At 73.9% G+C, this 17,761-nt stretch carries 15 protein-coding genes; 5 read left to right on the forward strand and 10 right to left on the reverse strand.

The features are described 5' to 3' along the window. Positions 1-283: 283 nt before the first annotated feature. On the forward strand, positions 284-1,069 hold the full coding sequence (locus ACIQI7_RS07420) for an SLATT domain-containing protein (protein ID WP_401106026.1): 786 nt from the start codon (positions 284-286) through the stop codon (positions 1,067-1,069). Positions 1,070-1,115: 46 nt separating this feature from the next. Here ACIQI7_RS07420 and ACIQI7_RS07425 read toward each other — a convergent pair whose 3' ends face one another. The 3 genes from ACIQI7_RS07425 to ACIQI7_RS07435 form a co-directional block, all read right to left on the reverse strand. Then, positions 1,116-1,763, reverse strand: a complete 648-nt coding sequence (locus tag ACIQI7_RS07425; RefSeq protein WP_401106030.1) for a hypothetical protein — start codon at positions 1,761-1,763, stop codon at positions 1,116-1,118. A 115-nt stretch (positions 1,764-1,878) separates the two neighbouring features. Further along, entirely contained in the window at positions 1,879-2,901 is a 1,023-nt protein-coding gene (locus tag ACIQI7_RS07430) for a GntR family transcriptional regulator (RefSeq protein ID WP_401106032.1), read from the reverse strand. Between the two features lie 148 nt (positions 2,902-3,049). Further along, positions 3,050-3,847: a carbon-nitrogen family hydrolase gene (locus ACIQI7_RS07435; RefSeq protein ID WP_401106034.1), complete on the reverse strand. Its 798-nt coding sequence runs from the start codon at positions 3,845-3,847 to the stop codon at positions 3,050-3,052. Between the two features lie 171 nt (positions 3,848-4,018). On the opposite strand from ACIQI7_RS07435, the gene ACIQI7_RS07440 reads away from it, so the two are divergent. Beyond that, a complete protein-coding gene (locus ACIQI7_RS07440) occupies positions 4,019-4,840 on the forward strand; it encodes a maleylpyruvate isomerase family mycothiol-dependent enzyme (protein WP_401106036.1) in 822 nt (273 codons plus the stop codon). A 42-nt stretch (positions 4,841-4,882) separates the two neighbouring features. Here the strand turns inward: ACIQI7_RS07440 and ACIQI7_RS07445 are convergent, their stop codons facing one another. From ACIQI7_RS07445 to ACIQI7_RS07455, 3 genes are all read right to left on the reverse strand, one after another. After that, a complete protein-coding gene (locus ACIQI7_RS07445; RefSeq protein ID WP_401106037.1) occupies positions 4,883-6,250 on the reverse strand; it encodes a nitrate/nitrite transporter in 1,368 nt (455 codons plus the stop codon). Positions 6,251-6,313: 63 nt separating this feature from the next. Then, positions 6,314-7,510 carry a M64 family metallopeptidase gene (locus ACIQI7_RS07450; protein WP_401106038.1) on the reverse strand — a complete coding sequence of 399 codons (1,197 nt, stop codon included), beginning with the start codon at positions 7,508-7,510 and terminating at the stop codon, positions 6,314-6,316. Positions 7,511-7,709: 199 nt separating this feature from the next. Further along, entirely contained in the window at positions 7,710-9,020 is a 1,311-nt protein-coding gene (locus ACIQI7_RS07455) for a benzoate/H(+) symporter BenE family transporter (RefSeq protein ID WP_401106040.1), read from the reverse strand. 122 nt (positions 9,021-9,142) lie between these two features. On the opposite strand from ACIQI7_RS07455, the gene ACIQI7_RS07460 reads away from it, so the two are divergent. Then, the gene (locus ACIQI7_RS07460) at positions 9,143-10,096 is read left to right on the forward strand and encodes an LPXTG cell wall anchor domain-containing protein (protein ID WP_401106042.1); all 954 of its coding nucleotides are present in this window, start codon (positions 9,143-9,145) and stop codon (positions 10,094-10,096) included. A gap of 80 nt (positions 10,097-10,176) precedes the next feature. Here ACIQI7_RS07460 and ACIQI7_RS07465 read toward each other — a convergent pair whose 3' ends face one another. Genes ACIQI7_RS07465 through pdhA form a run of 3 tightly spaced genes read right to left on the reverse strand, consistent with a single transcriptional unit; the run spans position 10,177 to position 13,796 of the window. Next, positions 10,177-11,652, reverse strand: a complete 1,476-nt coding sequence (locus tag ACIQI7_RS07465; protein ID WP_401106044.1) for a dihydrolipoamide acetyltransferase family protein — start codon at positions 11,650-11,652, stop codon at positions 10,177-10,179. Between the two features lie 15 nt (positions 11,653-11,667). Next, a complete protein-coding gene (locus ACIQI7_RS07470) occupies positions 11,668-12,642 on the reverse strand; it encodes an alpha-ketoacid dehydrogenase subunit beta (protein WP_396300480.1) in 975 nt (324 codons plus the stop codon). Beyond that, entirely contained in the window at positions 12,642-13,796 is a 1,155-nt protein-coding gene (gene pdhA / locus ACIQI7_RS07475) for a pyruvate dehydrogenase (acetyl-transferring) E1 component subunit alpha (RefSeq protein ID WP_387752038.1), read from the reverse strand. The genes ACIQI7_RS07470 and pdhA overlap by 1 nt, the downstream gene beginning before the upstream one ends. Positions 13,797-14,222: 426 nt before the next feature. On the opposite strand from pdhA, the gene ACIQI7_RS07480 reads away from it, so the two are divergent. Further along, on the forward strand, positions 14,223-14,882 hold the full coding sequence (locus ACIQI7_RS07480; RefSeq protein WP_401106046.1) for a response regulator: 660 nt from the start codon (positions 14,223-14,225) through the stop codon (positions 14,880-14,882). Between the two features lie 64 nt (positions 14,883-14,946). Then, the gene (locus tag ACIQI7_RS07485) at positions 14,947-16,047 is read left to right on the forward strand and encodes a phosphotransferase (protein WP_401106048.1); all 1,101 of its coding nucleotides are present in this window, start codon (positions 14,947-14,949) and stop codon (positions 16,045-16,047) included. 5 nt (positions 16,048-16,052) lie between these two features. On the opposite strand, the gene ACIQI7_RS07490 is transcribed toward ACIQI7_RS07485, so the two are convergent. Beyond that, the gene (locus tag ACIQI7_RS07490) at positions 16,053-17,735 is read right to left on the reverse strand and encodes a protein kinase (RefSeq protein WP_401106049.1); all 1,683 of its coding nucleotides are present in this window, start codon (positions 17,733-17,735) and stop codon (positions 16,053-16,055) included. Positions 17,736-17,761 lie beyond the last annotated feature (26 nt).

Raw genomic sequence — 17,761 nt, forward strand, 5'->3', positions numbered from 1 at the left:
GGGTCGGAGGATCCTCCAAGCCGGACGGCGCCGGTTCGGCGGTCGGTGGCCGGGTCACGACGTCGGGTCGCCGGGCCCTCGCTCGGACGGGTGAAATCTCGCCGCCTCCCGCAACCCGCCCACCTCGGGTTCCGTTGGCCGAAACCGGTAACGATCAGCGGAGAAGCGCCCCCACGGTCAGCCATTTGGCGGTAAGAAGTGCTGTTGGAGAACCACCGGCGGACACCACGTCAGCCGTTGCGCCGACAGACCAGCAGTCCGCCCGCCACAGGGAGCCCCACAGGTGAGCCAGCCGGAAATGCAGCCCGAGGAGAGTGCCTGGGGCAAGGAGATCGGTGAGGAGGACCAGCCCGTCGCCGCCGTCGTCCGACGGGCCTCCACCAGCCGCCGGACCGATCTGAGCACCCGCCAGTTCCCCCTCGGGGACTGGGGCGAGCCCGCCGAGCGGCTGGAGGAGCTCTACCGCTGGTCCGAGGAGCGGGCGGTCGAGGCGATCGAGTGGTACCGCCGGGACCGGATCTGGAAGCGCCGCTGGGCGCGCCTGCTGCGGTTCGGCGCGGCCGGCTTCGCGGTGGGCGGCGTCGTCGCCCCGCTGGTCGGCCTGGCCGGCGGCTTCGCGCACGGCACCGGCTGGGGCTACGTCGGCTTCGCGCTCTCCGCCGCCTGCCTGGCCGCCGACCGGGTCTTCGGCCTCACCTCCGGCTGGATGCGGGACATCTCCACCGGGCAGGCGCTGCAACGCCGCCTGGAGGCCTTCCAGTTCGACTGGGCCTCGGAGTGCGTGCGCGAGGTGCTCGGCCCGACCGAGGGCACCGCGGGCGAGGCCGCCGAGCGCTGCCTGGGCGTGCTGCGCCGGTTCTGCGAGGACGTCTCGGACATGGTCCGCACCGAGACCTCGGAGTGGATGCTGGAGTTCCGCGCCTCGATGACCCAGCTGCCCACCCAGTCCGGCGGGGCCTGGGGCGGGCGCAGCGAGCCCGGGGTGGGCGCCCAGGTGCGGGTGCTGCCGCCGCCGGGCACCCGGCCCACCATGCCGCGCCAGCGGCCGCCGGAGGGTCCGCTGCGGTAGCGCCCGGGACCCCGGCGGGGCCCGGGCCCCGGGCGCGGAGGGGGCCTCAGGCGAAGACGATCATCGAGCCCTGGGTGACGCTCCTGGTCGCCGCCGCGTACAGCCCCGACCAGGCGTGCCGCTCCCGGGCGAAGGGGTGGACGTCGTCGATCGGCGGCCCGAACGGCTGCTCCAGGCCGGTCGGGCCGAGCGGCCGGGTCGGGTCCGGCGGGTTGAGCGGGTCGATGCCCAGCGCCGGTGCGACGGCCTGGAGTTCGCGCAGCAGCCCGTGGCTGGAGCCGAGCGGGCCGCCGGAGGCCAGCAGCGTGTCGTCCACCAGCGGCACCGCGAACTCGACCGGCACGTACGCGCCGGCGTGGTCGAAGTGCCAGACCAGGTGCGACTGTTCGGCACTGCTCTCGAACATCTCCAGCAGCTGCTCGTAGTCGCCGCCGAGCGCGTCGACCGGGGTGATGTCCAGCCCGGTGAGGCCCAACAGGTAGGCGCGGCGCAGGAAGTGCAGCGAGTCGTAGTCGAAGGCGGCTATCGGCTCGACCGCGCCGCTGACGCCCGGCACGAACCGGTAGACCGGCACCTCGGGCAGCCCGCGCGAGGCCAGCGCCGAGTTGTAGAGCGCGAGGTCGTCCCGGAAGGGGTTGTCGGTGCTGTGGCTCAGCACGTCCACCAGCGGGACGAGCCAGAGGTCGCAGGCCATGGCCGGCAGTTCCTCTCCGGAGGCGGGGATCGCCCGCGGAGACGGGGCGACGACGGGGCTGGGTCGGTGCCCGGACGGCCCTTCGGCGGGGCGCCCGGTCCGACGCCCGCCCACCCTACCGGCCCGGCGCGGCGTGCGGGTCGGGCCGTCCCCGCCCGGCCTCCGGGGCCGGCTCGGTCAGCCGCCGGCCGAACCGGCCGTACGGCAGCGTGCGCGGCTGGGGCACCAGGCCGAGGCCCAGGCCCAGCTCACGGCCGAGTTCCCGGCCCACCTCGTCGCCGCGGCGGCTCCGCTCGGCGCGGGCCCCGCCGGGCTCCGGGCCGGGCCCCGCGGCGGGACCGGCGGCGGGCTCGACGGCCGGCGCCGGCGGCGGCTCGACCGGCACCGGCGGCAGCTCCTCGCCGACGTACTCGGTGAGCAGCCCCAGGACGGTCACCGACTCCAGCGGCTGCCCGGCCAGCCCGGCCAGCAGCCGGACGGTGTACAGGTTGTACTCGCAGATGATCCGGTGCGCGCCGACCGAGTCGCGGGCCTCGATCGCCCCGACCAGGTCCGGGTGGCGCTCCCAGCAGATCCCGCCCAACGCGGGCAGTTCCCGCAGGTAGCGAGCGGCGAACATCCAGGACTGCACCCGCAGCCAGTCCAGGTAGTCGGCGATCCGGCGGTTGCCGAGCAGCCCGCCGACCTCCTGCCAGAACCGGCGGTCGCAGCCCACCATCACGTCCAGGTTCCCGGCCCGGGCGGCCCGCACCGCCGCGTCCGCCCGGCGGTGCAGCGAGGGCAGCCGGCTGAGGTCGGGCAGCGACCGACGGGCGACGAACTGGCGGTGGAAGCTGTCGGTGATCAGCACCCGGGACTCGAAGATCTCCAGGAAGTCGTCCCACCCCAGCTCGGGCACGGTGAAGCCGCGGTGGTGCTCGGCCCGCAACAGGCCCTGCGCACCGAGGTCGACCAGGGCCTCGCGGGCCGGGGTCGCGGAGACGCCGTACAGCTCGGCGATCTCCTTGACGGTGAAGTTCCGGCCGGCCGCGAGCCGGCCGGCCATCATCTCCTCGCGCAGCGCTCCGGCGATCTGCTCGCGCAGGCTGTTGCGGTGGATGACGGGGCGGGGGGTGTCGCCTGCGCCGTCGCCAGGCATGGGCGCGACCTCCTCGGGCGGCCTACCGTGCCGGCCCTCGTCCGGGCCGGTGGGGAACACGACGAGTGCTCATCTTCTCAAACCCGACCGGCCCAGGTACGAACCAACCCTCCGAAACGCCGTCCCCGCGCCCCGGCCCCGCCCCGGCTCAGCGCTGGACCGGCGCCGGGATCCCCAGCAGGCGGTCCCGCAGCACCGGGAACTCCTCCCGCGCCTTGGCCACCTCGGCCGGGTCGAACTCGACCGTCAGGACCTCCTCGTCCGCCCCCGCCTCGGCCAGCACCCGGCCCCACGGGTCCACCACGATGCTGTGCCCGGCCTGCTCGACCCCGGCGTGCGTCCCGGCCGTGTTGCAGGCCAGCACGAAGGCCTGCTCCTCCACCGCCCGGGCCCGGGCCAGCAGCGTCCAGTGCTCGCGCCGCCGGGCCGGCCAGGCCGCCGGGACCACCAGCAGCTGCGCTCCGGCGTCCAGCAGCGCCCGGAACAGCTCCGGGAAGCGCAGGTCGTAGCAGGTGGCCAGGCCCAGCGTGGCGAAGTCGACGGGCGCCGTGACGATCTCCTGACCGGCCCCCATCACCACCGCCTCGCCGCTGTCGAAGCCGAAGCGGTGGATCTTGCGGTACGTGTGCACCAGCTCGCCGTCCGGGGAGAACAGCAGTGAGGTGTTGTAGATCGGCCCGTCCGGATCGCGTTCGACGATCGAACCGGCGTGCAGCCAGGCCCCGGCGGCCCGGGCGGCGGCCGACATCGCGTCGGAGGTGGGCCCGTCCAGCGTCTCCGCGCCGTCCGACCAGAGGTCGTGGGCGAAGCCGCCGAGCGGCCACAGCTCCGGGAGCACCACCAGGTCGGCGCCCTGCTGCGCCCGCACCAGGGACGCCGCCCGAGCCCTCCGCTCGGCGGGCGGCTCCGCGTCGGAGACCGCGAGTTGGATCAATGAAGCGCGCACAGTACCACCGTCCACGGCAAGAGACCTACGATCGTCACCCGAAAGCGCTGCCCAGCTGTCTCCCGGCAGCGTAACGTGCGGTTAGCGTGTGCGCCCGGAAGCCGGACCATCCCGGTCGGCGTGACGGCGGGGCGCAGAGGCAAGGAAGCTGACGGAGGGCCGGAGATTCCCGTGACGGACAACCAGACCGTGCAGGCTTACACCGAGGCGTGGACCCAGACCATCGAGTCCATATCGGAGCTGGTCGCCCCCCTCCCCGAGGACTCCTGGAACCGGGCCACCGAGTGCCCCGGCTGGTCCGTCCGGGACGTCGTGTCCCACGTGATCGCGGTCGAGTCCGACCTGCTCGGCGACCCCCGCCCGATCCACTCGCTGCCGCGTGACCTCCGTCACGTCACCACGGAGTTCGCCCGTTACGTCGAGCTCCCGGTCGACAAGCGCCGCTGCCACACCGCGCTGGAGATGACCAGCGAGCTGGAGTACACGATCATCCGCCGCTCCCGGGCGCTGCGGAACGCCAAGCAGACGCCCGAGGAGCCGGTGCGCTGGCCGGCCGGACCGCTGGCCAGGGACGTCCCGTACCACGAGCTGCTGCGGATGCGGGCCTTCGACGTCTGGGTGCACGAGCAGGACCTGCGCCGGGCCCTGGAGGCTCCGGGCAACCTGGACGCCCCGGCCGCCCTGATCACCCGGGACCTGCTGCTGGAGCTGCTGCCCAAGGCCGTCGCCGACAAGGCCGGGGCACCGGCCGGGACGGCCCTGGTGCTGGACGTCACCGGCCCGGTGGAGTTCCTGCGCACCGTCCGGGTGGACGCCGCCGGCCGCTGCACCGTGGACGAGTCGATCAGCCTGGCCCCCGACGTCCAGCTCACCATGGGCTGGGAGACCTACCTGCGGCTCGCCTGCGGGCGCGGCCGGCCCGGCCCGGTCTCCGTCGAGGGCGACCAGGAGCTGGCCGAGCGGGTGCTGGCCAACTTCTCGGTGACCATCTGACGGCCGGCGCCCGCCGCCCCGGGCCCCGCACGGGCCCGGGGCTCAGCCCGGCTGCGCCGCGACCTTCCGGCGCAGCCGCAGGATCATCGCCGTGCCCACCGCCAGCGGGACGTACTGCCAGCAGAACGCCCACCGGAAGGCGGCGGCCGAGTAGGACCCGGCGCCGTCCGGGGAGAGCAGGTCCAGCAGCACGCCGATGCCGAACAGGGTGATCATCGTGCCGATGAAGCCGCCCATGTTGACGATCCCGGAGGCGGTGCCGAGCCGCTCCACGGGGTTGCGGGCGCGCGCGTAGTCGAGGCCGACCAGCGAGGCCGGGCCGTTGCTGCCCATCACCAGGATGATCCCGACCAGCAGCCAGGCCGGCGGGTGGCCGCCGGGCCAGGCCAGCACCAGCGCCCAGCCGAGCGCGGTGGTCACCACGACGGTCAGGACGATCGGCATCCGGGCCCGGGCCGTGGCGGAGAGCAGCCGGCCGAAGACGAAGCCGAAGGTCATGTTGCTGAGCACCAGCAGGGTCAGCAGCCCGCCGGCCCCGGCCCGGGACATGCCCTGCGCCTGCACCAGGTAGGGCAGGCCCCAGAGCAGGCCGAAGGCGTTGCCGGGGAACTGGGTGGTGAAGTGGATCCAGAGCCCGAGCCGGGTGCCCGGCTCCCGCCAGCAGGCGAGGACCTGCCGGCCGACCTTCGGCCGCGCGCCGACCGGCTCCGGCCGGTCGCCGGCCTCCTGCCGGGGCGGCGCGTCCCGGAGCAGGAACGCGACCGGCACGAACACCCCCGCGCCCAGCAGCGCGATCGCGCTGAAGGTGGGCGTCCAGCCCTCGCTGTGCAGCGCCCGGGCGAGCACCACGGTGGTGACCAGGTTGCCGCCCATCCCGACCAGGCCGGTCAGCTGGGCCACGAAGGGGTTGCGGGCCGCCGGGAACCACCGGGCGGCGATCCGCAGCACGCTGATGAAGGTCATCGCGTCACCGCAGCCGAGCACCGCGCGGGAGGCCAGCGCGGGGCCGAAGTCGGCGCTGAACGCGAAGGCCAGCTGACCGGTGCTCAGCAGCGCGATGCCGAGCATCAGCACCCGGCGCGGCCCGAACCGGTCCACCAGCAGGCCGACCGGGATCTGCATGGCCGCGTAGACCAGCACCTGGAGGATCGAGAAGGTGGAGAGGGCCGAGGCGCCGATGCCGAAGCGGTCGGCGGCGTCCAGTCCGGCCACGCCGAGGCTGGTGCGGTGGATGACGGCCAGGACGTAGACGCTCACCCCGACGGACCAGGCCAGCCAGGCCGCCCGGCCACCGGGCGGCGCGGCGGGCGCGGAGAGGGGTACCGGGACGGGCACGGCCGGGGGCTCGGCGGTGGACCGGGGAGCGGGGACGGACGGGGACGGGGCTGGACGGGCGGGCTCCACGGTCATAGTCCGACCAGATTAGTCATCCCATGATCGGATGCCCGGAGCCGGGGTGCGCGGACCGGGGCCTCAGCCGGTCAGCGTCCAGGACACCGAGCGGGTCATGTAGCGGTCCCGGAAGGCCTCGTCCCGCACCCAGTCGGTGGTGTCCCGGACGGTCGCCGTCACGGTGGCCGTCCGGCCCGGGGCCAGTTCCAGCCCCGCGGTGTCGAGCCAGGAGCCGTCGGGGGACTGCGGCGTCATCGGGACGCCGTCCACCTTCCACTCCACCCGCAGCTGCCGCGGGCCGGTCAGCGGCAGCGGCCGGACGTCGAGCCGGGGCCGCCCGGCCACCTCGCCGGGGGCCGGCACCGGGGCGTCGGTCGGCCGGACCCTGCGGTACAGCTCCTCGATGATCGCCTCCCGCGAGGGGAGGTTGTACGCGCTGCCCAGGGTGCGCATCACCGAGTCCGGGGTGGGCCGGTAGAGGCCGTTGGCGCTGCGGTACGCCCCGATCACGCCGGCCCCGTCCGGGGACTCGGCGCCCAGCCAGCGCCACCACTTGAGCTGCTTCCGGCGCATCTCGTCGGCGTTGAGGGTGGAGAGGTTCGGGTAGTCGGCGTCGTCCGGGGCGCTGTCGTACTCGTCGCCGAGGTCCCCCACGGTGTGCCCGATCTCGTGCTGGATGATCCGCCCGGCGTCCGGGTTGCCGCCCGCCAGAGTGGTCACCCCGGTGCCGCCGGCGCCGCCGTACTCGGTGGAGTTGGCCAGCGCGATCAGGTACTGCGGGCCGGCGCCGTCCCCCGCGTACCGGGCGGTGGCGGCCTCGTCGGCGCAGAGCAGCCGGGCGGTGCCCTCGCACCAGAAGTGCATGCCGAGCGGGGTGGCGGTCCTGCGGCCGTGCTTCTCGGACTCGGCGATGCCGGAGACCGGGGAGACCACCTCCACCCGCCTGATGTTGAAGAAGGCCTGGTAGGTGCGGAAGGGCTCGATGTCCATCAGGGCGCGCCAGGCCTTGTCGGCCTGCAGCCGGAAGAGGTCCTGCTCGTCGGCCGTGTAGCCGTCGCCGAGCAGCACCAGGGTGATCCGGTTGGCCGGTTCGCCGGTGCGGCGTATGTCGACGGTCGGGGCGACCTCGGATATCCGCTGGTCGGCGCGGAGCGCCGTGTGCGGGGGCACCGCGCGGTCGGCCGGGGCCCCCGGCCCGATCACGCCGAACGGCGAGGGGCCGGCCAGCTCCAGGGCGGCCGGGAGGGCGGCGGCGGACACCAGCACGAGTGCGGCCATGCTCCGCACGAGACGGCCAGGGTTGCCAGGCGGCATACGGGTCGTCCTCCGGGCTCCGGCACCCGGCGTCGCCCGGGTGGTGGAGCGGAGACGTACCCGGACGGGTGGGGCCCGCCTATCCGGCCGCGAAAAAGTCACCGACCTGGCCGAACGATCCGCATCCTCCCTGCCATACGGGTCATCCCAACCACATCCCCGTTCAGGCCCGCCGGAAGCCCAGCACCAGGTGGGTGCCGAGCCCGAACAGCAGCCCCCAGAAGGCCGAGCCGATCCCGAACAGGCTCATCCCCGAGGCGCTCGCCAGGAAGGTCACCACCGCCGCGTCCCGTCCGCGCTCCTCCGCGACCGCCGCCGCCAGGCTGCCCTGCAGCGAGGCCAGCAGGGCGACTCCGGCGATCACCGCGATCAGCTCCTTCGGCAGCCCGGTGAACAGGCTCACCAGCACCCCGCCGAAGCTGCCCACCAGCACGTACAGCACGCCCGAGGACATCCCCGCGACGTACCGGCGGCGCGGGTCCGGATGGGCCTCCGGGCCCGAGCAGATCGCCGCCGTGATCGCCGCCAGGTTCACCCCGGGCGAGCCGAACGGCGCCATCAGCATCGACACCACGCCCGTCGAGCCGATCAGCAGCCGGTCGTCCGCGCGGTAGCCGAAGGCCCGCATCACCCCGAGGCCCGGCGCGTTCTGCGAGGCCAGCGCCACGATCGTGAGCGGCAGCGTCAGCCCCACCAGGGCCGCACCGGAGAACGCCGGCACCGTCAGCACCGGCACGGTCGGCCCGCCCGGGCCCAGGTGCAGCGGCAGTCCGACGGTCAGCGCCGCCAGCACCCCGCCGACCAGCAGTGCGACCGGCACGGCGTACCGCGGCGCGAAGCGCCTGGCCAGCAGGAAGGCCGCGAAGCTGCCCACCACCAGCACCGGCGCGCCGTGCACGGCGCCGAAGATCCCGGCGCCGAAGGAGAACAGGATGCCCGCGAGCATCGCGTTCACGATCCCCACCGGCACCGCCGCGATCAGTCGGCCGAACCAGCCGGTCACCCCGAACAGCGCCACCACCGCCGCGCTCACCAGGAACGCCCCGACCGCCTCCCGGTACGGGTAGTCGCCCAGGCTGGTCACCAGCAGCGCGGCGCCCGGGGTGGACCAGGCGGTGATCACCGGCGTCCGGGTCCACCAGCTCAGCGCGAAGCCGCTCACCCCGCTGCCGATCGCCACCGCCCAGATCCAGGACGCGGTGTGCGCGGTGTCCAACCGCCCGGCGGACGCCGCCGCGAGCACCACCACCAGCGGTCCCGAGAAGGACACCGCGACGCACACCAGCCCCGCCAGTAGCGCCGGCCCCGACGCGTCCCGACGCAGCGACCGACGTTCCCCGCTCCCGGTCGACGTCGTTTCCGGTCTGATCGTCAGCTCATCGGTCATCCCGGCAGTATCCCGAAGCGGCCCTTCGGAAGCGCCCGAAAAAAATTCCGGACCCACCTGCAACCCCGGACGGGGATGCGCGTCCATAGGTATGAAGGCACGGAGAGCGAGACCGGCGGAGCCGGGGGGCGCTTCCGCTCAGCAGGAGCGGAGCAGGCCGGTCGTCTTCACACCACACCGTCAGTCACACGGCCCTGGGGAGCCACGTCATGCGTACGTCCGTTATCACCCGATTCGCGAAGAACGACCGCGCGCTCTCCGGCCGCCGCCGCATCGCCACCGTCGCCGCCACCGTGGTCCTCGCCGGCGGCGTGCAGCTCCTCGCCACCGACACCGCCTGGGCCTGCGGGGACTACCGGGTCACCGGCGCGTACCAGGCCCCGGCCGGCGCGCCCGGCCTCTCGCCCGACACCGCCATCGTCTCGGCCGGGTCCACGGTGGTCGCGGACGGCAGCTGGAACGAGGTCTCCCTCAAGGTCACCAACAGGGCCGACGAGGACGCCCACGGCATGGAGCCGTTCCTCGGCCTGGTCACCCCGGGCCCGGGCGCCGCGGCCCGCGGCAAGGACGTCAGGGTGCAGTTCCAGGACCACACCGGCGCCTGGAAGAACCTCCAGCTGAGCGAGGGCTGCACCCGCGTCGTCGACGTCACAGGCTCGCAGCGCCAGCGGATGGCCGCCCACAGCTCGATGACCTTCAGGTTCCGGTACTCGCTGGCGTCCAGCACCCCGGCCGGGGTGACCACGGTCAACCTGCTGGCCTCGACCGAGATGGCCGGCTCCCAGGGGCCCGGCGACTCGGGCTTCAAGCCGGTCAAGGTGACCCACCCCCAGAACACCGGCACCGGCACCGGTACCGCCAAGCCGGCCGCCCCGGCCAAGCCCAAGCCCGCCCCGAGCAAGGCGGCACCCGCCAAGGAGGCGACCGCCGAGGCCGCCGAGCCCGCGACCGACCGGAGCCAGACGGCCGCCCCGGCCGCCGGGGCACCGAAGGCGTCGGCCCCGTCCGCCGCCCCGGCCACCACCGCGCCGGCCGGCACCCCCGAGCTGGCCCGGACCGGCTCCTCCGCCACCAACACCCTGCTCGCCGCGGGCTCCGCCCTCCTGCTCGCCCTCGGCGCGGGCGTCCTGGTCGCCGTCCGTCGGCTCCGGCCCCGGCGGTAGTCGATCGGGCGGTCACGACGAAGGGGCCCTCCTGCGCACGGCCATGCGCGGGAGGGCCCCTTCTACCTGCTGCCGGGCCGTCAGCCCCAGGTGATCAGGCGCTTCGGGCGCTCCAGCAGGGCGGCCACGTCGGCCAGCACCCTGGAGCCCAGCTCCCCGTCCACCAGGCGGTGGTCGAAGGAGAGCGCGAGCGTGGTCACCTGTCGCGGGACGACCTTGCCCTTGTGCACCCACGGCAGTTCCCGGACCGCGCCGAAGGCCAGGATGGCGGCCTCGCCCGGGTTGAGGATCGGGGTGCCGGTGTCGACGCCGAAGACGCCGACGTTGGTGATGGTGACCGTCCCGCCCTGCATGTCGGCCGGCGAGGTCTTGCCCTGACGGGCGGTCTCGACCAGCTCGCCGAGCGAAGTGGCCAGCCCCGCGAGGGTCTTGGACCCGGCGTCCTTGATGTTCGGGACGATCAGGCCGCGCGGGGTGGCCGCGGCGATGCCGAGGTTCACCTGGCCCTTGAGGACGATCTCCTGGGCCGCCTCGTCCCACTGGGCGTTGATCCCGGGGTGCCGCTTGATCGCGGTGAGCAGCGCCTTGGCGACGATCAGCAGCGGGCTGACCCGGACGTCCCGGCCCAGCTCGCCGCTCTCCTTGAGCCGGCGGACGAACTTCATCGTGCGGGTCACGTCGACCTGCACGAACTCGGTGACGTGCGGGGCGGTGAAGGCCGAGGCCACCATCGCCTGCGCGGTCGCCTTGCGGACGCCCTTGATCGGCACCCGGACGTCGCCCGTGGTGGGCACCGGCGCCTGCGGCGCGGCCGGCTCGGCCACGGCGGCCTCGGCCACCGCGACCGCCGGGGCGGCCGCCGGAGCGGCCTGGGCAGCGGCGTGGGCGTGCACGTCCTCGCGGGTGACCACGCCGTCCCGGCCGGTCGGGGTGACCGCGCGCAGGTCGACGCCGAGGTCCTTGGCCAGCTTGCGCACCGGCGGCTTGGCCAACGGCCGTTCCCCGCCGGGCGCTTCGGCCACCGGCGCCGGAGCCGCGGGCGCCGACACGGCCACCGGGGCCGGAGCGGCGGCCGGGGCCGGAGCGGCGGCCGGGGCCGGAGCGGCGGCCGGGGCCGGAGCGGAGGCGGCGACCTTGGTCGTGGTCGTCCGCCGCGCCCGGCGCTGGGCGGCGCCGGTGCGCGGGCCGTACCCGACCAGCACCTCGCGCCGCTCGGGCTCGGACTCCGCGTCGGACGCCGGGGCCGGAGCCTGGGCCGGAGCCGCGGCGGGGGCGGCCGGAGCCGCGGCCCCCGCCTCCCCGGCGACCGCGACCGAGATGATCACGGTGCCGACGTCGACCGTCGCGCCCTCGGGGAAGTGCAGGTTCTCGACCACCCCGTTGAACGGGATGGGCAGCTCCACGGCCGCCTTGGCGGTCTCCACCTCACAGACGACCTGCCCGTCGGTGACGGTGTCACCGGGCTTGACGTACCAGCTGAGGATCTCGGCCTCGGTGAGGCCCTCGCCCACGTCGGGCATCTTGAACTCGCGGAGCGAGCGAACTTCGGTGGTCATCTTCGCTCCCCTGGATCAGTACGCGAGCGCGCGGTCGACGGCGTCGAGCACGCGGTCAAGGTCGGGGAGGAATGCCTCCTCGACCCGGGACGGCGGGTACGGCGCGTGGTAGCCGCCGACCCGCAGGACCGGCGCCTCCAGGTGGTAGAAGCACTTCTCGGTGAGCCGGGCGGCCAACTCCGCGCCCATGCCCAGGAAGACGGGTGCCTCGTGCACCACCACGGCGCGGCCGGTGCGCTTGACCGACTCCTCCAGGGCGGCGAAGTCCACCGGGGAGAGCGAGCGCAGGTCGACGACCTCCAGCCGGCGGCCGTCCTCCTCGGCGGCCGCGGCGGCCTCCAGGCAGACCTTGACCATCGGGCCGTACGCGATCAGCGTCGCGTCCGTGCCGGGCCGGACGATCCGGGCGTCGTGCAGGCCCAGGTCGGCGGCGTCGCCGACCTCGCCCTTGTCCCAGTAACGGCGCTTGGGCTCCAGGAAGATGACCGGGTCGTCGGACTCGATCGACTGCCGCAGCATCCAGTGGGCGTCGTGCGCGCTGGCCGGGGTGACCACCCGCAGGCCGGCGGTGTGGGCGAAGTACGCCTCGTGCGACTCGCTGTGGTGCTCGACCGCGCCGATGCCACCCGCGTAGGGGATGCGCACGGTGACCGGCAGCTTGACGTGGCCCAGCGCACGGGCGTGCATCTTGGCCAGCTGGGAGACGATCTGGTCGAAGGCCGGGTAGACGAAGCCGTCGAACTGGATCTCCACGACGGGGCGGTAGCCGCGCAGCGCGAGGCCGATCGCGGTGCCCATGATGCCGGACTCGGCGAGCGGGGTGTCGATCACCCGGTCCTCGCCGAAGTCCTTCTGCAGGCCATCGGTGATCCGGAAGACGCCGCCGAGCTTGCCGATGTCCTCGCCCATCAGGACGGTCTTCGGGTCGTTCTCCAGCGACTTGCGCAGCGCTCCGTTCAGCGCCTTGGCGATGCTCAGCTGACCGGCCATCAGTGGGTCTCCCCCGCCTCGAAGGAGGCCGCGTACTCGATGTACTCGGCCCGTTCCTCATCGACCAGCGTGTGCGGCTCGCTGTACACGTGGTCGAAGATCAGGGTCGGGTCCGGGTCCGGCATGCCGCGCACGCCCTCGCGCACCCGCAGCCCCAGCTGCTCGCTCTCGGCTTCGACGGAGGCGAAGAACTCCTCGTCGGCCAGGCCCTCCTTCTCCAGGTGGGCGCGGAGCCGGCTGATCGGGTCCTTGGCCTTCCAGGCCTCGGTCTCCTCGGTGTGCCGGTAGCGGGTGGGGTCGTCGGAGGTGGTGTGGGCACCCATCCGGTAGGTGAACGCCTCGATCAGCACCGGGCCGTTGCCGCTGCGGGCGTGGTCGAGCGCCCAGCGGGTGACCGCCAGGCAGGCCAGCACGTCGTTGCCGTCGACCCGGACGCCCGGGAAGCCGAAGCCGGAGGCGCGGCGGTACAGCGGGATCCTGGTCTGGGTGGTGGTGGGCTCGGAGATCGCCCACTGGTTGTTCTGGCAGAAGAACACCACCGGCGAGTTGTAGACCGAGGCGAAGGTGAAGGCCTCGTTGACGTCGCCCTGGCTGGAGGCGCCGTCACCGAAGTACGCGATCACCGCGTCGTCCGCGCCGTCCTTGCTGATGCCCATCGCGTAGCCGGTGGCGTGCAGGGCCTGCGCGCCGATCACGATGGTGTACAGGTGGAAGTTCTTCTCGTTCGGGTCCCAGCCGCCGTGGTTCACGCCGCGGAACATGCCGAGCAGGTTCAGCGGGTCGACGTCGCGGCACCAGGCCACGCCGTGCTCGCGGTACGTGGGGAAGGCGTAGTCGCCGGGGCGCATGGCGCGGCCGGAGCCGACCTGGGCGGCCTCCTGGCCGAGCAGCGAGGCCCACAGGCCGAGCTCGCCCTGGCGCTGCAGCGAGGTGGCCTCGCTGTCGAACCGGCGCACCAGCACCAGGTCGCGGTAGAGGGCGCGCAGCTCCTCGGGAGTGGTGGTGAGGGGGTAGTCCGGGTGCTCGACCCGCTCGCCTTCCGGCGTGAGCAGCTGGACGAGCTCCGGCTGGGCGTTCTCGCCCTTGGCGCGGAGGGTGTCAGGGACGCCGGGGGCCGCCTTCTTGCGGGCCCTCGCCGTGCTTTTGACGGTCACGTTCACTCCTCGGTCTGTCCGGCCGCCCGGGGTCGCCGGTGACCGGTCCGGTCACCGCCTCGCGGGGCGCGCGTGGGTGTGCGCTTCCCCTACGGGGCAGGTGGTGATCCTGTTCCGACGGCGTCCCTCACGAGAACGTTACCCAGCGTCCGCCCTCGACGCGCTTGCGCTAGGACGTCCTACTTGTTCAGGGCCTACAACCCCGAGGGTGCCGCGTTCGGCTCGCCGTCGGAAGGGTGGGGGTGACGGGCGGCGTGACGCAGCTCTCAATTCGAGCGCCTTCAGGACACCAGCGCACGTTATCCGGGCGGACGCCCGTACGTAAGGGGGTTCTCGGTATCGGTTTCGGACGGTCCTGGCCGGATCACGTCGTTGCGGAGGTCCGGGTGATAGGTCTTTCGTACGGTGATATGGGAGGCTTTGGACGTGACTGATAACGGACAAATCAGGGTGTTCCTGCTCGACGACCACGAGGTCGTCCGGCGGGGCGTGCACGATCTGCTCTCGGTCGAGGGCGACATCGAGGTGGTCGGCGAGGCCGGCACGGCCGCCGAGGCACTCACCCGGATCCCGGCGGTCCACCCGGACGTGGCGGTGCTCGACGTCCGGCTGCCGGACGGCAACGGGGTCGAGGTCTGCCGGGAGATCCGGTCCAGGCTGCCGGAGATCAAGTGCCTGATGCTGACCTCGTTCTCGGACGACGAGGCACTGTTCGACTCGATCATGGCCGGCGCCTCCGGCTACGTGCTGAAGGCGATCCGCGGCAGCGACCTGATCACCGCCGTCCGGGACGTCGCGGCCGGGCGCTCGCTGCTCGACCCGGTCGCCACCAGCAGGGTGCTCGCCCGGCTGCGCGACGGCGGCGAGAAGGAGGACGAGCGGCTCGCCCAACTCACCAAGCAGGAAAGGCGGATCCTCGACCTGATCGGCGAAGGGATGACGAACCGCCAGATCGGCAACGAGTTGCACCTGGCCGAGAAGACGGTGAAGAACTACGTCTCCAGTCTGCTCGCCAAGATGGGCATGGAGCGGCGCACCCAGGCGGCCGCCTTCGTGGCGCGGCACCAGGTCGACCACCAGTACTGACGGACGGATTCACAGAACTGACGGTTTGTCAAGGGCCCCCGCAAGGGGGCCATAACCTCTTCACGTGACTTTCAGCCAGACCCTCGCCTGCGCACCGGCCCGCCCCGACCTCTCCGCACCGCCGATGGGGACCCTCAGCCCACCCGTCCCGCTGGGAGCGCTCGCCGAGGTCCTGACCCGCTACCGGACAGGACGGCTGCTGACCGCCGAACCGGTCGCCGAGGGCCTGCTGAACCGGGGGTACCTGGTCACCACCGAGGCCGGTCCGTACTTCCTGAAGTGCTACGTCGACTCCGCCACCGCCAGCCGTCCGAAGATCCTCGCCCACCACCGCGCGATGGCCGCGCTGAACACCCTCGGGCTGCCCGTCGCACCCCCGCTGAGCTGCGCCGAACGGTCCGGCACGGTGGCCGCCTGGGGCGGCCGGCTGTTCGCGCTGTTCCCCTGGGTCGACGGCCGGCACCGGCACGGCGGCGAGCTCGACCCGTCGCAGTGCGACGCGCTCGGCACGCTGCTCGGCCAGCTGCACGGCGCGCTCGACGACGTCTGCGCCCCCCTCGTCCAACCCGCCGGCTACCGGAGCGCCGACCCCGTCGACAGCGCCGGGCTCGCCCGCGAGCTGCGGCGCCGCGCCCGCGAGCACCACCCGGCCGGGGAACTGGACGCACTGGTGGTCGAACGGCTCACGGAAAGGCTGGAACTGCTCGCCGAGCACGCCCACCGCCGCCCCGCCCCGGAGGCCGCGCCGCCCACCGGCTGGACCCACGGCGACTTCCACGGCCTCAACCTGCTGTACGGCGACGGTCCGCAGGGCGGCCGGGTCGCGGCCGTCCTGGACTGGGACAAGCTCGGCCCGCAACCACGCGCCGAGGAGGCCGTCCGGGCCGCCACGCTGCTCTTCAACGACCGCTCGTCCGGCGTCCTCGACCTGGTCCGGGTCCGCCGCTACTCACAGGCCTACCGGGCCTCCGGCGCCGCCACCGCCGAGCACCTGGCCGCCGCCGTCCACCGGGTCTGGTGGGAGCGGCTGAACGACTTCTGGATGCTGCAGTGGCGCTACCAGCGGGCCGACCACCGGGCCGACCCGCTCTACCCCGCCTCCGCGGGGCAGCTGGCGTGGTGGTGCCAGGAGTACGAGCAGGTCCTGGACGCCTTCGCCAACTGACCCGGTCAGTTGCCGCCGGGCGTGGCCGGTGCGGTGACCGGCAGCGACGGCTTGGGCGTCTGGGGAGGCACCGGCTGCCCCGAGCCGCCGCCGGTCGGTGCCGTCGTCGGCGCGTTCGTCGCCGACGACGTCCCCGTCGGGGTGCGGGTCGGGCCCCCGGTCGGCGTCGGGGCCTGGGAGTGCTTGCCGGTGTTCGGCGACGGCGACATGTTGTTGCCGCTGTTCCCGGTGTTGTTCCCGGTGCTGTTCCCGGTGTTGGTGCCGGGGTCGGTCGGCTGCTGCGGCTTCTTGCTGCCGGAGGACGAGGGCGGCGCCGTCGTCGGACCGCTCGGGACCGGCGCCGTCGTCTCGGTGCTGGTGACCACCGGAGCCTGCGTCGGGGGCACCTTGGAGTCGGGGTGGTCGCCGCCGCTGAGCGCGAACGCGATGCCCGCGCCGGCCGCGACCAGCACGGCGACCGCGCCGGCCACCCACGCCCACGGCCCGCGCCGCCGGCCGGAGCCGTCGCCGTCCTCGTCCGCGCCGTCACCGCCGTACGGGCCGCCGGCCGCCGGGTAGGGCGCGGCGGAGGAGTGCGCGCCGCCCGTCGGGTACGGCAGCACGGAGGTCTGGTCGCCGGGGCCCACCGTTCCGAAGGCCGTGGTGGCCGCGATCTGGTCCGGCCGGATCACCTGGGTCGCGCCGGTGTCGCCGGCCGCGGCGCCGCCCCAGCCGGGCCCGGCCGCGCCGTGCATCTCGCGCAGCGCGTGCTGCACGTGGGCGCGGAACTCGTCGGCGTCCTGGAAGCGGTCGTCCGGGTTCTTGGCGAGCGAGCGCAGCACCAGCGGGTCGAGGCCGACCGGCACCCGGCCGTTGGCCTGCGAGGGCGGCACCGGCGGGTCCTGGACGTGCTGGTAGACCACCGAGAGCGGGGTGTCGCCGGTGAACGGCGGGCGCAGCGTGAGCAGTTCGTAGAGCATGCAGCCGGCCGCGTACAGGTCGGAGCGGTGGTCGACCGGCTTGCCGAGCGCCTGCTCGGGCGAGAGGTACTGCGGGGTGCCCATGACCATGCCGGTCTGGGTCATCGTGGTGGCCCCGCCGGTCAGCGCCCGGGCGATGCCGAAGTCCATCACCTTGACCGCGCCGGTGTTGGTGATGATCACGTTGGCGGGCTTGATGTCGCGGTGGACGATGCCGTTGCGGTGGCTGTAGGCGAGCGCCTCCAGCACCCCGGCGATGATGATCAGCGCCTGGTCGACCGGCGGCGCCTCCTCGTCCGCCAGCAGTTCGCGGACGGTGCGGCCCTCGACCAGCTCCATCACGATGTACGGCGTGGACTCGTCCCCGACGTACTCCTCGCCGGTGTCGTAGACCGCGACGATCGAGTGGTGGTTGAGCGCCGCGACGGCGTGTGCCTCGCGGGTGAAGCGCAGCCGGGCGACGTCGTCCTGGGCCAGTTCCCCGCGCAGCAGCTTGACCGCGACGGTGCGGCCGAGCCGCACGTCCTCGGCGGCGAACACCTCGGCCATGCCGCCGCGCCCGAGCCGGTGGGTCAGCCGGTAGCGGCCGTCGCCGACGGTGCTCAGCGGCACGGCGGTGCCGCGGCCCGGGGTCTGCGGGCCGGCGGGATCCGGGATCCTCGGCGTTCCGCCGGTCCGGCCGGCCGCTCGGACACCCGCGTCGTCGTCCGGCTGCTGCGTCTGTGCCATCGCTCCTCGCCCCGGGCGTTCGCTCG

The organism is Kitasatospora sp. NPDC092039 (assembly GCF_044756065.1).
GTDB lineage: Bacteria > Actinomycetota > Actinomycetes > Streptomycetales > Streptomycetaceae > Kitasatospora.

Excerpts from the sequence above, each read along its gene's own strand:
- ACIQI7_RS07425 (WP_401106030.1), bottom strand. The coding sequence starts at position 1,763 with ATGGCCTGCGACCTCTGGCTCGTCCCGCTGGTGGACGTGCTGAGCCAC.
- ACIQI7_RS07430 (WP_401106032.1), bottom strand. The coding sequence starts at position 2,901 with ATGCCTGGCGACGGCGCAGGCGACACCCCCCGCCCCGTCATCCACCGC.
- ACIQI7_RS07445 (WP_401106037.1), bottom strand. The coding sequence starts at position 6,250 with ATGACCGTGGAGCCCGCCCGTCCAGCCCCGTCCCCGTCCGTCCCCGCT.
- ACIQI7_RS07450 (WP_401106038.1), bottom strand. The coding sequence starts at position 7,510 with ATGGCCGCACTCGTGCTGGTGTCCGCCGCCGCCCTCCCGGCCGCCCTG.
- ACIQI7_RS07455 (WP_401106040.1), bottom strand. The coding sequence starts at position 9,020 with ATGGACGCGCATCCCCGTCCGGGGTTGCAGGTGGGTCCGGAATTTTTT.
- ACIQI7_RS07460 (WP_401106042.1), top strand. The coding sequence starts at position 9,143 with ATGCGTACGTCCGTTATCACCCGATTCGCGAAGAACGACCGCGCGCTC.
- ACIQI7_RS07465 (WP_401106044.1), bottom strand. The coding sequence starts at position 11,652 with ATGACCACCGAAGTTCGCTCGCTCCGCGAGTTCAAGATGCCCGACGTG.
- ACIQI7_RS07470 (WP_396300480.1), bottom strand. The coding sequence starts at position 12,642 with ATGGCCGGTCAGCTGAGCATCGCCAAGGCGCTGAACGGAGCGCTGCGC.
- ACIQI7_RS07490 (WP_401106049.1), bottom strand. The coding sequence starts at position 17,735 with ATGGCACAGACGCAGCAGCCGGACGACGACGCGGGTGTCCGAGCGGCC.